Source organism: uncultured Metabacillus sp., assembly GCF_947503125.1.
GTDB lineage: Bacteria > Bacillota > Bacilli > Bacillales > Bacillaceae > Metabacillus.
Map to the genome: position 1 here is coordinate 12,809 of NZ_CANNCR010000006.1, position 13,653 is coordinate 26,461.

At 36.8% G+C, this 13,653-nt stretch carries 13 protein-coding genes; 12 read left to right on the top strand and 1 reads right to left on the bottom strand.

Annotation, left to right across the window (positions count from 1 at the left end):
* Positions 1-92 precede the first annotated feature (92 nt).
* From rnpA to Q1B07_RS06575, 10 genes are all read left to right on the top strand, one after another.
* On the top strand, positions 93-437 hold the full coding sequence (gene rnpA / locus Q1B07_RS06530; RefSeq protein ID WP_299089843.1) for a ribonuclease P protein component: 345 nt from the start codon (positions 93-95) through the stop codon (positions 435-437).
* 195 nt (positions 438-632) lie between these two features.
* Positions 633-1,400: a YidC family membrane integrase SpoIIIJ gene (gene spoIIIJ, locus Q1B07_RS06535; protein WP_299089842.1), complete on the top strand. Its 768-nt coding sequence runs from the start codon at positions 633-635 to the stop codon at positions 1,398-1,400.
* Complete coding sequence (gene jag / locus Q1B07_RS06540) at positions 1,397-2,032, top strand: RNA-binding cell elongation regulator Jag/EloR (RefSeq protein ID WP_299089840.1); 636 nt, start codon at positions 1,397-1,399, stop codon at positions 2,030-2,032. Before spoIIIJ ends, jag begins: the two co-directional genes overlap by 4 nt.
* Before the next feature lie 337 nt (positions 2,033-2,369).
* Entirely contained in the window at positions 2,370-3,755 is a 1,386-nt protein-coding gene (gene mnmE, locus Q1B07_RS06545) for a tRNA uridine-5-carboxymethylaminomethyl(34) synthesis GTPase MnmE (protein WP_299089837.1), read from the top strand.
* A gap of 43 nt (positions 3,756-3,798) precedes the next feature.
* Positions 3,799-5,688 carry a tRNA uridine-5-carboxymethylaminomethyl(34) synthesis enzyme MnmG gene (gene mnmG / locus Q1B07_RS06550; RefSeq protein ID WP_299089836.1) on the top strand — a complete coding sequence of 630 codons (1,890 nt, stop codon included), beginning with the start codon at positions 3,799-3,801 and terminating at the stop codon, positions 5,686-5,688.
* A 314-nt stretch (positions 5,689-6,002) separates the two neighbouring features.
* On the top strand, positions 6,003-6,719 hold the full coding sequence (rsmG, locus tag Q1B07_RS06555) for a 16S rRNA (guanine(527)-N(7))-methyltransferase RsmG (RefSeq protein WP_299089835.1): 717 nt from the start codon (positions 6,003-6,005) through the stop codon (positions 6,717-6,719).
* Between the two features lie 105 nt (positions 6,720-6,824).
* Entirely contained in the window at positions 6,825-7,706 is an 882-nt protein-coding gene (noc, locus tag Q1B07_RS06560) for a nucleoid occlusion protein (RefSeq protein ID WP_299089834.1), read from the top strand.
* Positions 7,707-7,987: 281 nt separating this feature from the next.
* Complete coding sequence (locus Q1B07_RS06565) at positions 7,988-8,749, top strand: AAA family ATPase (RefSeq protein WP_299089833.1); 762 nt, start codon at positions 7,988-7,990, stop codon at positions 8,747-8,749.
* The gene (locus Q1B07_RS06570) at positions 8,742-9,593 is read left to right on the top strand and encodes a ParB/RepB/Spo0J family partition protein (protein WP_299089832.1); all 852 of its coding nucleotides are present in this window, start codon (positions 8,742-8,744) and stop codon (positions 9,591-9,593) included. The genes Q1B07_RS06565 and Q1B07_RS06570 overlap by 8 nt, the downstream gene beginning before the upstream one ends.
* 152 nt (positions 9,594-9,745) lie before the next feature.
* Positions 9,746-10,447, top strand: a complete 702-nt coding sequence (locus Q1B07_RS06575; RefSeq protein ID WP_299089831.1) for a DUF554 domain-containing protein — start codon at positions 9,746-9,748, stop codon at positions 10,445-10,447.
* 345 nt (positions 10,448-10,792) lie between these two features.
* Here the strand turns inward: Q1B07_RS06575 and yyaC are convergent, their stop codons facing one another.
* On the bottom strand, positions 10,793-11,416 hold the full coding sequence (gene yyaC / locus Q1B07_RS06580; RefSeq protein ID WP_299089830.1) for a spore protease YyaC: 624 nt from the start codon (positions 11,414-11,416) through the stop codon (positions 10,793-10,795).
* A 99-nt stretch (positions 11,417-11,515) separates the two neighbouring features.
* On the opposite strand from yyaC, the gene Q1B07_RS06585 reads away from it, so the two are divergent.
* Both Q1B07_RS06585 and Q1B07_RS06590 read left to right on the top strand, forming a co-directional pair.
* Positions 11,516-12,529, top strand: a complete 1,014-nt coding sequence (locus Q1B07_RS06585; RefSeq protein WP_299089827.1) for a hypothetical protein — start codon at positions 11,516-11,518, stop codon at positions 12,527-12,529.
* Between the two features lie 250 nt (positions 12,530-12,779).
* Positions 12,780-13,649 carry a mechanosensitive ion channel family protein gene (locus tag Q1B07_RS06590; RefSeq protein ID WP_299832269.1) on the top strand — a complete coding sequence of 290 codons (870 nt, stop codon included), beginning with the start codon at positions 12,780-12,782 and terminating at the stop codon, positions 13,647-13,649.
* The last annotated feature ends 4 nt before the right edge of the window (positions 13,650-13,653 follow it).

A 13,653-nucleotide genomic window follows, 5' to 3' on the forward strand; every position in this document is an offset into this window, starting at 1 on the left:
GGTTTGTTTAAATCGTTTCTATTTCAGCTATAATGATGGTGAGAATTCTGCCTTAAGAGGATTGCAAGCAGAACATACCGGAGTGAAACAAAATGAGAAGAAAATATCGAATAAAAAAAAATGAAGATTTTCAAGCTGTTTTTAAACATGGAAAATCGATTGCAAATCGACAATTTGTTATTTACATAATGCAAAATCCTGAAGAAAAAGAGTTTCGAATTGGGTTATCTGTGAGTAAGAAAATTGGCAATGCAGTGACAAGAAATAGAATAAAGCGCTTAATTCGACAAGTTTTTTTAGAAGATAAGCATAAAATAGCAAATGGTAAGGAATACATTGTCATTGCCAGAAAGCCAGCAGCTGACATGGGGTATCATGAGGTAAAAAGCAGTTTAAACCACTTGTTTCGCAAGGCAAAAATCTATCAGTCTAAATGATTGTCGGAAAAGAAGAAAGCGGCAGTGCTCTTTGGCGCCCTAGCTTGTTAGCTAAATAGATGGAAAAATTATTTTTCTTTACTTTTTAAAAAGGAAAAATCATGATAAAAATGATAAGATATGAATGATGTGAAACTTTTTCATTTCATTAACGTACGGATAGGTATCTATTTTTTGATTAGGAGGAAATAAGGTTTGAAGAGGCGCATACTTTTAATAACTGGCTTTTTAAGTGTATTAACCCTTTTAACTGGATGTACGGAGGTAAATCAACCAATTACATCTGAAAGTGAAGGATTTTGGAATTCGTATATTGTGTATCCCTTATCACAACTTATTACATATTTTGCAGAATTAAGTGGCGATAATTATGGAATATCAATTGTTTTAGTTACCATTATCATTCGCTTAGCTATATTACCATTAATGATGAAACAGATGAAAAGCTCGAAGGCAATGCAAGCCATACAACCAGAAATGCAGAAATTAAGAGAAAAATATAGCTCAAAAGATCAACAAACACAACAAAAGCTTCAGCAGGAAACGATGGCGTTATTTCAAAAGCATGGTGTAAATCCACTTGCCGGCTGTTTCCCATTAATCATTCAAATGCCAATCTTAATTGGTTTCTATCATGCGATTATGAGAACAGAAGCAATTGCAGAACATACATTCCTATGGTTTGATCTTGGGGAAAAGGATCCGTACTTTATTCTGCCGCTAATTGCCGGGGTAACAACATTTGTTCAGCAGAAAATGATGATGGCTGGAACAGCAAATCAAAATCCGCAAATGGCGATGATGTTATGGCTGATGCCGATTATGATTGTGATCTTTGCCATCAGCTTCCCTGCAGCACTTTCCTTGTACTGGGTAGTAGGTAACTTATTTATGATTGTACAAACGTATTTTGTAAAAGGACCTGAACTTAAGGCAAGCAAAGATGGAGGAACTAAAAAGTGAAAGAGATAACTGCTAATGGACAGACCGTCAATGAAGCAGTGGAAGAAGCATTAAGCCAATTAAAAGCAACTAGAGATGAAGTCGAGATTACGATTTTAGATGAAGGTAAAAAAGGTATCTTCGGAATCTTCGGGAAAAAGCCCGCAAATGTCAGAGTAAAATTGATACAAGACCCGGTAAAAGAAGCACATGCGTTTCTTTCAAACGTGATAAAGAAAATGGGAATAGATGCCGAGATTGAAATAAAACAGTCTGGCAAGGTAGTTAATTTTCAGCTTACCGGAGATAAGATGGCTCTTTTAATTGGTAAACGGGGACAAACGTTGAATTCTCTCCAGTATTTAACACAATTAGTAGCGAATCGATATTCAACCTACTATATTCAGATTATTATTGACGCTGAGAATTATCGAGAACGCAGAAAAGAGACGTTAATTCAATTGGCGTCCCGTTTAGCGCAGCAGGTTATTCGAACATCAAAAACTGTTTCATTAGAACCGATGCCTTCATATGAACGAAAAATTATTCATGCTGCTTTATCTGAATTTCATGAAATAAAAACATATTCTGTTGGTGAAGAACCCAATCGTCATTTGGTTATTTCACTAAAAGCAAAAGCCGGCTCAAAATAGAGCCGGTTTTTGTTTTGCTAAAAGTTTAAGATTAAGAATATCAAATTTTCTATACAAATATAGAATTAGAAAAGTCGAATTTTGACGATTAAGAGAAAAGAAAGATTCTGTTGATAATGGATAAAGTATTCTGTGGTGAAGAGCAAATATTGTTATTAACATGTGGATAAGTTAAAATAAGTAGAGGAATAGTTAGAAAAGGGATAACTGTGGATAAAATAAAGAAGTATTTAGCTTTTGTATAAATGTGAAATATGCTATCTTTAAATTTTGGTCAATGCATATAAAAGGATGTCATGATATAGATGAAAGAAACTAAAGAGAGGTGATCGTAGAAATGGAGTTAGATACAATCGCTGCGATATCAACGCCTTTAGGAGAAGGGGCTATTGCCATTGTGAGATTGAGCGGTGAGGAAGCAATCGCTATTGCTGACAAACTATTCAAATCCCCGACAAATAAAAGGCTAAAAGAGGTAGACTCCCATACGATCCATTACGGGCATTTAATTGACCCGGCAACTGGCAATGTTGTTGAAGAGGTTATGGTTTCCATAATGAAGGGTCCAAAAACATTTACAAGGGAAGATGTTGTTGAAATAAATTGTCATGGCGGATTAGTGACAGTTAATCGGGTACTGCAATTGGTCGTTCAACATGGTGCACGAATAGCAGAACCAGGTGAATTTACAAAACGTGCCTTCCTAAATGGCCGAATTGATTTATCTCAGGCTGAAGCAGTAATGGATTTAATTCGAGCGAAAACAGACAGGGCAATGAATGTAGCCTTAGGTCAAATGGAAGGAAGATTATCAAGGCTGATTCAAAAGCTAAGACAAGAGATTTTAGAAACGTTGGCACATGTTGAGGTAAATATTGATTATCCTGAGTATGATGATGTAGAAGAAATGACTCATAACATGCTGGTTGAAAAAGCGACATATGTCAAAAATGAAATTAGCAAGCTTTTGCAAACATCCAGCCAAGGGAAAATATTAAGAGAGGGCTTATCAACAGTTATAATTGGAAGACCGAATGTTGGAAAGTCATCTTTGCTAAATAGTCTTGTTCATGAAAATAAAGCAATTGTCACCGATATCCCCGGAACGACGAGAGATGTCATCGAAGAATATGTAAATGTAAGAGGTGTTCCACTTCGCTTAGTGGATACAGCAGGAATTCGCGAAACGGAAGATATTGTTGAACGGATTGGTGTAGAGAAATCGAGAAAGGTCTTAAAAGAGGCAGATCTCATTCTGCTTGTCTTAAATTATCATGAAGAACTGTCACATGAAGATATCCAGCTTTTTGAAGCCGTTAAAGGGATGGATGTAATCGTAATTGTAAATAAAACAGATTTAGAACAACGGATTGACCTTCAAAAAGTAAAGGAACTGGCAGCTGGGCGCCCTGTTGTTACGACCTCTTTATTAGAGGAAAAGGGGATAGATGAATTAGAAGAAGCCATCGGTGCTTTATTCTTTCAAGGAAATGTACAGAGCCAGGATTTGACCTATGTTTCAAATTCCCGCCATATTGCCTTATTAACTGCCGCACAAACATCAATAAATGAGGCATTAAATGGGATTGAGGAAGGGATACCGATTGACATGATACAGATCGACTTAACACGGTGCTGGGAGCAGCTCGGCGAAATTATTGGTGATGCAGTCCACGAAAGTTTAATTGATCAACTCTTTTCTCAATTTTGTTTAGGAAAATAGAAAAGCGGAAATAAATTTAGATTTTAAATAAGGAGGATATTCTATGTCCTATCATGCCGGAGATTTTGATGTGATTGTCGTTGGTGCCGGTCATGCAGGTGTTGAAGCTGCACTTGCTTCAGCAAGAATCGGTGCCAAAACGCTTGTTATCACAATTAACTTAGACATGGTTGCATTTATGCCATGTAACCCATCTGTTGGCGGACCTGCAAAAGGCATTGTAGTTCGGGAAATCGATGCTTTAGGCGGAGAAATGGGTAGAAATATTGATAAAACACATATACAAATGAGAATGTTGAACACAGGTAAAGGTCCTGCTGTTAGAGCGCTACGTGCACAAGCAGATAAATTTGCTTATCAGCATGAAATGAAAAAAACATTGGAAAATGAAAAGAATATTACTTTGCTTCAAGGTATGGTTGACCGTTTAATCGTTGAAGATGGTGTTTGTAAGGGAATTGTCACCCAAACAGGTGCAGAGTATTCGGCAAAGTCTGTTGTTTTAACAACAGGTACGTTCCTAAGAGGAGAAATCATTTTAGGGGAATTAAAATACTCTAGCGGCCCGAATAATCAGCAGCCATCGATTAAGCTTTCAGAGCACTTACAGGAGCTGGGCTTTGATTTGGTACGCTTTAAAACAGGAACACCGCCACGTGTAAACAGTCATTCTATTGATTACAGCAAAACGGAAATCCAGCCAGGTGATGAAGTTCCGCGTGCCTTTTCATATGAAACAACAAAATACATTACAGATCAGCTTCCATGCTGGTTAACCTATACAAGTGAAGAGACACATAAAATCATCGATAATAACCTACATCGTTCACCTATGTATTCAGGAATGATCAAAGGAACTGGTCCTCGCTATTGTCCTTCAATTGAAGACAAGGTGGTTCGTTTTAATGACAAACCTCGCCATCAGATTTTCCTAGAACCGGAAGGGCGAAATACGCAAGAGGTATATGTACAAGGACTATCAACAAGCCTGCCAGAGGACGTTCAGCAGCAAATGTTAAAAACAATCCCTGGCCTTGAAAAGGTACAAATGATGCGTGCAGGCTATGCAATCGAATACGATGCGATTGTTCCAACTCAGCTTTGGCCGACATTAGAAACGAAAAAGATTTCTTCATTATTTACTGCCGGACAAATAAATGGTACCTCAGGCTATGAAGAAGCCGCTGGACAAGGGATTATGGCAGGAATTAATGCTGCCCAAAAAGCGTTAGGTAGAGAAGAAGTCATTTTAAGCAGATCTGAAGCTTATATTGGTGTCCTTATTGACGATTTAGTCACTAAAGGAACAAATGAGCCATATCGTTTACTTACTTCAAGAGCAGAATACCGCTTGCTGCTTCGTCATGATAATGCTGATTTGCGCTTGACAGAAATCGGGAAAAAGCTTGGACTGATTTCCGATGAACGCTTTGAAAGATTCTTAAATAAAAAGCAAGCCATCGAAGAAGAAAAGAAACGCTTAGTTTCCACTATTATTAAACCTAACGAAAAAACACAGAAACTAATTCTTTCTGTTGGAGGAAGCGAACTGAAAGATGGCATTAGAGCTTCGGATTTATTAAAACGTCCAGAAATGACGTATGACCATATTAAGCAACTTGTTCCGTCTGAAATAGATCTGGATCCAGAAGTAGAAGAACAGGTTGAAATTCAAATAAAATATGAAGGCTATATTGAGAAATCGTTGCAGCAGGTAGAAAGACTGAAAAAGATGGAAAACAAAAAAATCCCTGAAAATATTGATTATGATGCCATTAATGGCTTAGCAACCGAAGCTCGTCAAAAGCTAAAACAAGTTCGACCATTATCCGTTGCTCAGGCATCACGTATATCAGGAGTAAATCCAGCAGATATTTCCATTCTATTGATATACCTTGAACAAGGCCGTATTGCAAGAGTTTCAAATCAATAAAGCGAGACTACCATCAGTTGGAGGTTTTTCCAACTGATGGTTAGCGAGACTTATCGGATCTTTACGGACAGTTTCCCTAGCTATCTAAATTACATGCAAAGTACGGTAGTGGGAATTACTGACCGTTAAGATGGGATAAAGCGAGACTACCATCAGTTGGAGGTTTTTCCAACTGATGGTTAGCGAGACTTATCGGATCTTTACGGACAGTTTCCCTAGCTATCTAAATTACATGCAAAGTACGGTAGTGGGAATTACTGACCGTTAAGATGGGATAAAGCGAGACTTATGGGATAAACAGAAAGGGTTTGGGTATGGATACAGAATTATTTCAGTCAAGTCTAGCGGAGAAGGGAATTGTCCTTTCTCCGCAGCAATTAGAACAATTTGAGTTATACTTCAACTTATTGGTTGAGTGGAACGAGAAGATGAACTTGACATCAATCACAGACAAAAAAGAGGTCTATTTAAAGCATTTTTATGATTCAATATCGGCTGCATTTTACTTTGATTTCTCAAAGCCGCTTTCTATTTGTGACGTTGGTGCAGGTGCGGGCTTTCCGAGTTTACCGATTAAGATTTGTTTTCCTGATCTTCAAGTTTCGATTGTGGATTCCTTGCAAAAAAGAATTAATTTCTTAACACACCTGACAAATGAATTGGGCTTAAAAAATGTTCAATTGTTCCATGATCGTGCGGAAACATTTGGTCAAGATAAAAGCAAAAGAGAATCGTTTGACGTTGTGACAGCCAGGGCTGTTGCAAGACTTTCGGTTCTAAGTGAACTATGTCTGCCCTTAGTAAAAAAGAACGGTAACTTTATTGCAATGAAGGCGGCAGCCGCAAAAGAAGAACTTGATGCTGGTAAAAAAGCACTAAATGTACTAGGCGGTAAGGTAAAAGACATTCACTCATTTGATCTCCCTTTAGAAAAAAGTGAGAGAACAATCTTATTGATTGAAAAAATAAAAGAAACACCTAAAAAATATCCTAGAAAACCTGGAACGCCAAATAAGCTTCCAATTGAGTAAGTGTTTCATTTGAAACACTTACTGGAACTTTTAAATATTTTGCAGGAAATAATTAAAGAAAAAGAGAATATTAAAAATGGTAGTTTTTAAAGGTGGTGTAGGTTCATGAAGCATCCATTTTCTCGTTTTTTCGGTTTGGGAGAAAAAGAGGCAGAACAAGTCGTCGTTGATGAAATAGAACAAGAACAAGAACAAGAAGCAACAGAGGAAGAACAACACAAGGAAGAGGTTAAGAAAATCCTTATTCAGGATATTGTTCCTAATCGCTTCCAGCCACGTACCGTTTTTTCAGATGAAAAGATTGAAGAATTAGCGTTAACCATTCGTACACATGGAATTATACAGCCAATCGTTGTTCGTGAAATAGATGGGAAATATGAAATTATTGCTGGTGAGAGACGCTGGCGTGCTGTGCAAACCCTTGGTTGGGAAGAGATTCCCGCAATTGTAAAAGATTTTAATGATACCGAAACAGCAAGCGTAGCCTTAATTGAAAACCTGCAAAGGGAAGAATTATCTTCAATTGAGGAAGCAGTTGCTTATGCAAAGCTGCTTGAATTGCATAATCTTACCCAAGAGGCATTAGCGCAACGTCTTGGAAAAGGCCAATCGACAATTGCGAATAAGCTTCGCTTGTTAAAGCTACCGCAGGATGTACAGGATGCCCTTTTACAAAAGCTTATCACTGAGCGGCATGCACGAGCGCTTATTCCTTTAAAAGATCCGGAAGCGCAAACGAAGCTATTAACGGAAATCATCGATAAGCAGCTAAATGTAAAACAAACAGAAGATCGAGTAGTTAGGCTACTAGAAAAAAAGAATGTAAAACCAAAACCGAAACGAAAAGCATTTAGTAGAGATACTAGAATTGCCATGAATACAATACGCCAGTCGCTAACAATGGTAGCTGATAGTGGTGTAAAGCTGAATACGGAAGAAGAAGAGTTTGATGAGTATATTCAGTTTACGATAAAAATTCCTAAATAACCTTTTGTTATTTTTATAGATAAATAGAAACGAAAAATTTCAATATAACACACGAGGACTGGTTGCCTGACCAGCCCTTTTTTCTCGTGTAGGAAACAATCTTTTTAATAAGGAAAATCATCAAAAAGTAGTGTTGAAAACGTGATTTTCTCTATGTAGAAAATACTATTATCGAAGAAATCCAAAAAAAGACAGACCTTTCGATAAATTTCATGATAAAATAATAAAATGGTAACTAAAAGCTATTCTATTGTTTATTCGTGATGAAAGCAGGTGACATCGTGGGAAAAATTATTGCCATTGCAAACCAAAAAGGGGGAGTCGGAAAGACAACGACTTCTGTAAATTTAGGTGCTTGCTTAGCATACATCGGTAAACGAGTGCTTCTCGTCGATGTTGACCCACAAGGTAATGCAACAAGCGGTATAGGGATTGAAAAAGCCGATGTTGAACATTGCATTTATGATATTTTAGTAGATGACGTAGATGTAAAAGATGTTATTAAACAAACAGCAGTAGAAAACTTAGATATTATTCCAGCTACTATACAATTAGCAGGAGCAGAAATAGAGCTTGTGCCAACTATTTCCCGAGAAGTGAGATTAAAGAGGGCAATTGAATCAGTTAAACACCATTATGATTATATGATCATTGATTGCCCACCTTCATTAGGATTGCTAACAATTAATGCACTGACCGCATCAGATGCCGTTTTAATACCGGTTCAATGTGAATATTACGCATTAGAAGGATTAAGCCAGTTATTGAATACTGTTCGACTCGTCCAGAAGCATTTAAATACAGAGTTAATGATTGAAGGTGTTCTATTAACCATGCTTGACGCAAGAACGAATTTAGGTATTCAGGTCATCGAAGAAGTGAAAAAGTATTTCCAAGATAAGGTTTACAAGACGATTATTCCTAGAAATATTCGTTTAAGTGAAGCACCAAGTCATGGTCAACCAATTATCATTTATGACCCAAGATCCAGAGGAGCAGAAGTTTACTTAGATTTGGCAAAGGAAGTGGTTGTTAGTGGCTAAAGGCTTAGGTAAAGGGATAAATGCTTTATTTACTCATATTGAGGCTGGACAAGATGAAACAGTGCAAGATTTAAAGTTAAAAGAAATTCGCCCAAATCCTTATCAACCACGTAAGGTTTTTGATCAGGAAGCAATCAACGAGTTAAAAGAATCAATTTTGCAGCATGGCATCTTACAGCCGATTGTTGTTCGCAGGAGCATTAAAGGGTTTGAAATTGTCGTTGGAGAAAGACGCTTTCGTGCAGCAAAAGAAGCTAAGCTGACGGTCATACCAGCTGTAATTAGAGACTTTTCAGAACAGCAAATGATGGAATTGGCTCTATTAGAGAACTTGCAGCGTGAAGACTTAACACCAATTGAAGAAGCTCAGGCTTACCAAGCGTTAATGGAAAAGCTTAATCTTACACAAGAGGTGCTCGCAAAACGTCTAGGGAAAAGTAGACCTCATATTGCCAACCATATTCGCTTACTATCCTTGCCTGAGAAGATTCAACAGCTTATTTCAGAAGGAAAACTGTCAATGGGACATGGTCGTACACTTCTTGGTTTGAAGAATAAAGAAAAGCTGAATCTATTAGTAGAAAAAATAATTCGAGAACAGTTAAATGTTCGTCAAGTGGAATTGCTTGTCCAACAGTTAAATAATGTTCCACGTGAAACTAAGAAGAAAAAGCCTGAAAAGGATGTTTTTATTAGAGAGCGTGAAACGTACTTACAGGAGTATTTTGGGACATCTGTTACAATTAAAAAGCAAAAGAAAAAAGGGAAAATAGAAATTGAGTTCTTTTCTCAAGATGATTTAGAACGTATCTTAGAATTATTGCAATCACAACAATCATCCTAAGCTTAATAACTAGTTCAGAAACTGCTGGCTCTTCGTCGAGTCAGTATTTTTTATGCAAGAAATGTTTAATAAGCAAAGTATGATACTTTTTCTGCCAATTTTAGAAAGACAATCACAAAATATATAGCAGTCATCAGAAAGGTGGAAAATAATTGGTTTTATTTGGAAGTATTATGAACGCAATAGGCATAATCGCTGGAACCATGCTTGGTTTATTCCTTAGAAGAATACCAGAGCAAATGAAACAAACGGTCATGATAGCAATTGGCCTTTCGGTTGTTATTCTTGGAATTGATATGGCATTAAAAAGTGATAATTTTTTTATAGTCATTGTTAGTTTAGTAGTAGGTACAGTAATCGGCGAATGGCTGCGAATAGAAGATCATTTGCACCATGTTGGAAATGTCCTTGAACGTAAATTAGGGAAATCAGAAAGCGGTAATATTGCTCAAGGGTTTGTAACGGCAACCTTAATTTTTGTTGTTGGAGCAATGGCAATAGTTGGAGCACTTGATAGTGGTCTTAGACAGGACCATGCCGTGCTTTTAACAAAATCAATGATCGACAGCTTTACAAGTATTGTATTAGCAAGCACTCTTGGGATAGGAGTCTTATTTTCAGCGATTCCAGTCTTTATTTATCAGGGTGGCATTTCATTATTTGCAAATGTGATTCATCAGTTTCTATCAGATTCACTCTTAAATATTTTAATAGCTGAGCTAACAGCAACTGGAGGAGTACTTATCTTTGCAATTGGCATTAATATGCTTGGAATTAAACAAATCAGAGTTGCAAATCTTCTGCCGAGTATTTTAATTGTCACGATAATAGTTTTATTACAATATTATTATTGACATCTACACTGTATATAAAATGCAGTGTTTTTTTATACGTTAAGAAAGCATAAATTTGCAGCGCAGGAGAAAATTCGACGCAGTGGCAAATTTTAAGAATTAAGTATAAGTGCAACTAGGCAGTCGCACTGCGCCAAAGGCTTGGCGCCAGCAAAGTTTTCTTTATAATATCAGAATATATATTTTCTTAACATAGCTTGCGTTTCTGAATCTAGCTCCAGGCGCCATCGGCTCGAGGTCATAAGTCAAACAGGAATTGAAGGTAAAGTACACCTTCTATTCCTGTTCGCCTTATGCTTGTCGCCGATAGGCAGGCGCCTTGCGCTTTTTTTATGTTGGTTTGAATTAGTTAATAATAGAATTTTGTTCAGTAAACAGGCTGTCCTGGATTGTACGCCGTTTTTCTACATATCTTTTTTCAGCTTCAATTAAGCCTTTAGAAATGACCTTAGCCATGCTCATAACAAGATGTAATCGTGTGTTTTGTAAGACGAAAAATTCCATAAATCCGCTGACATTTACAATGCCTGTGATATGCATATTTCCAACAGCTGGAAGATCTTTATTTACTCCAGCACCAGGTTTAATTGAGCCTTCAGCAACTTGAACGAAGCCAACACTGCTTAAGCGACCCAAACATGCATCAATTGCAATGATAAATGGATTTTTATGTTTATCTTTAATAAATTCCAATGTTTCTTTTAAATTAACAGCATGTACAGGATCCTTCAGGGTACCGTAGACATGGAAATGTGATAATGCTTGTTGAATGTTATAGCCTATTAACGGACCTAAACAATCTCCAGTTGACCGATCTGTTCCAATACAGACGATCACTATGGGCTTTATTGTGAGCTTTGGCAAATGCTCATTAATATGATTTGATATGAGTTCGATCGCGTGCTGATCTTCATAATAAATTCGATCTTGTTTTTTTTCAGATTGAAAAAGTCCGGTTTTTAGATTCATAGAATTCACTCCCACATCATAGTAGTAACAGTATACGGAAGAATGTTCATTTCTATACATCTTCGTTTCAATTTGGACAGCCTTAAGAGGTGAGAGAAAATGAAGTCAGGGTTTAAATGGATGTTTTTAATTTTAGGAACGATTATTGGCGCAGGGTATGCCTCTGGCCGGGAAATATGGCAGTTTTTTGGGTTTGAAAGCGGACTTGCCATTTGTATTTTTACTGTTATTTTCATCATCGCTGTGTATGTCATTATGAAAATAAGTTATGAAGAGAGATCCAATCACTTTTTTCCGGTATTAGAAAGATTAGTAGGTAGAAAGCTTTCCTATGTTTATGATGTCTTGATTGTGGTGTATCTTTTTAGTACGACCATTGTTATGATCGCTGGAGGCGGTGCTACACTTGAAGCCTTTTTTGTTCCCTATTGGGGGGGAATCCTGTTTTTTTCAGTCTTATTAGTCCTTCTCTTCCTAAGTAATATAAATGGGATTATTCGACTCAATGTTTTCATTATTCCAATGCTGGTACTGGGATTGATTTATGCATTACTAACATTCAATTTTTCAAACCACCATTCTTGGATGCTGGATTTAACAAAACAATATAATTGGCCTTCAGCCTTTACGTTTACCTCACTTAACATATTGCCATTAATTGCCGTATTATCTGCAATCGGCAAGGAAATGAAAGACCTTAAGGAAGCGAAAATAGCGAGTATCGGGAGCGGTATTGTCTTAGGTGTGATTTCATTTATTTACAATGAAACATTGGTGCAAATGGCGGATTATTTAGCAGAATATGAAATTCCTTTATTTGCTATTTTAAATGGTTCGCCATTTGCTGTGTTTCTCTTTATGTCGATTATGCTTTGGCTTGCCATTTATACAACAGCAGTTTCAGGTATTTTTGGACTTGCTTCGAGATTTAAGGAGATCTCTAATTTGCCATATTGGGTAATGGCTTTTGTCTTTGTCTTGCTGATGATTCCATTTACCAGCTTTGGATTTTCCAATCTTGTTGCTATTTTATACCCGTTATACGGGTTAATTAATCTTTATCTCCTTGTATCCATCTTACTATATCCAATCATGGGCCGCTATCGTACGTGAAGAAGTTTAAAAAATAGGAAAGACTGACTCATAGATTATCAATTTTGGATGGATAATCTTTGCCTGAGTCAGTCTTTTTTTGGTATAAAATAAGCAAGTACATGAATGTAATGGTAATATTTTTCGTGCTGCTTTATGAAAGTTCCTTTTTTAAACGAGTGTTATGATAGAGTATAATAAGCTATGAAAATAATGTTTATTCCAGCATGGCAGCCATTTTAAAAATAGATTAGTGAAAAGGGTGATAAGGTTGAATATCATTGAGGATTTGTGGAAGGACTTTTATCAATACATTACAGATGCACAACTATGGGTGAACATAGGACAAGGGTTATTAAAGATTGTTTTGGTTCTAGTCATTTCATCTGTTTTTATTCGAATCGGAAAACTTGCCATTGGCAAGATCTTTTTATTCCGCGGGAAATCACCAATCCGTATTTCTGAACGAAGAGAAAATACACTTACAAAACAATTGGAAAACATTTTGACATATGTTGTTTATTTCGTTGCCATCATTATGGTGCTGGAGACATTAACGATAAATGTTGGGGCTTTGCTTGCTGGAGCAGGTATTGTTGGACTTGCTGTAGGTTTTGGCGCACAAAGTCTTGTAAAGGATATTATTACAGGTTTCTTTATTATTTTTGAGGATCAATTTTCTGTTGGCGACCATATTCGTGTTGCAAACTTTGAGGGAACTGTAGAAGAAATTGGACTAAGAACAACAAAAATTAAAAATTGGACTGGAGAACTCCATATTTTACCAAATGGGAGTATTGTAGAGGTTACAAATTTTTCTATTCATAATAGTATGGCTGTTGTTGATGTCAGCATAGCATATGAAACGGACATACCTATGGCTGAACGTGTAATCCAGGAATTATTAGATGAAGTTCCAGAGAAATATGAAGGGGTTGTGAAACCGCCTGAACTGCTTGGTATCCAAACTTTAGGAGCTTCAGAGGTGATTATGCGCGTTGTCTGTGAAGTGGAGCCAATGCGTCATTTTGCCATCGCGAGAATGCTGCGCAAAGATATTAAATTGCGTTTAGATGAACACGGAATTGAAATTCCATATCCTAAAATGGTTATGTATAACAAAAAAGAACAAGTTGGTTAAGAGC

Bases quoted from the DNA above. Each gene is read 5' to 3' on its own strand.
- mnmG (WP_299089836.1), top strand. From the start codon at position 3,799: ATGTCCTATCATGCCGGAGATTTTGATGTGATTGTCGTTGGTGCCGGT.
- rnpA (WP_299089843.1), top strand. From the start codon at position 93: ATGAGAAGAAAATATCGAATAAAAAAAAATGAAGATTTTCAAGCTGTT.
- mnmE (WP_299089837.1), top strand. From the start codon at position 2,370: ATGGAGTTAGATACAATCGCTGCGATATCAACGCCTTTAGGAGAAGGG.
- Q1B07_RS06585 (WP_299089827.1), top strand. From the start codon at position 11,516: ATGAAGTCAGGGTTTAAATGGATGTTTTTAATTTTAGGAACGATTATT.
- noc (WP_299089834.1), top strand. From the start codon at position 6,825: ATGAAGCATCCATTTTCTCGTTTTTTCGGTTTGGGAGAAAAAGAGGCA.
- yyaC (WP_299089830.1), bottom strand. From the start codon at position 11,416: ATGAATCTAAAAACCGGACTTTTTCAATCTGAAAAAAAACAAGATCGA.
- rsmG (WP_299089835.1), top strand. From the start codon at position 6,003: ATGGATACAGAATTATTTCAGTCAAGTCTAGCGGAGAAGGGAATTGTC.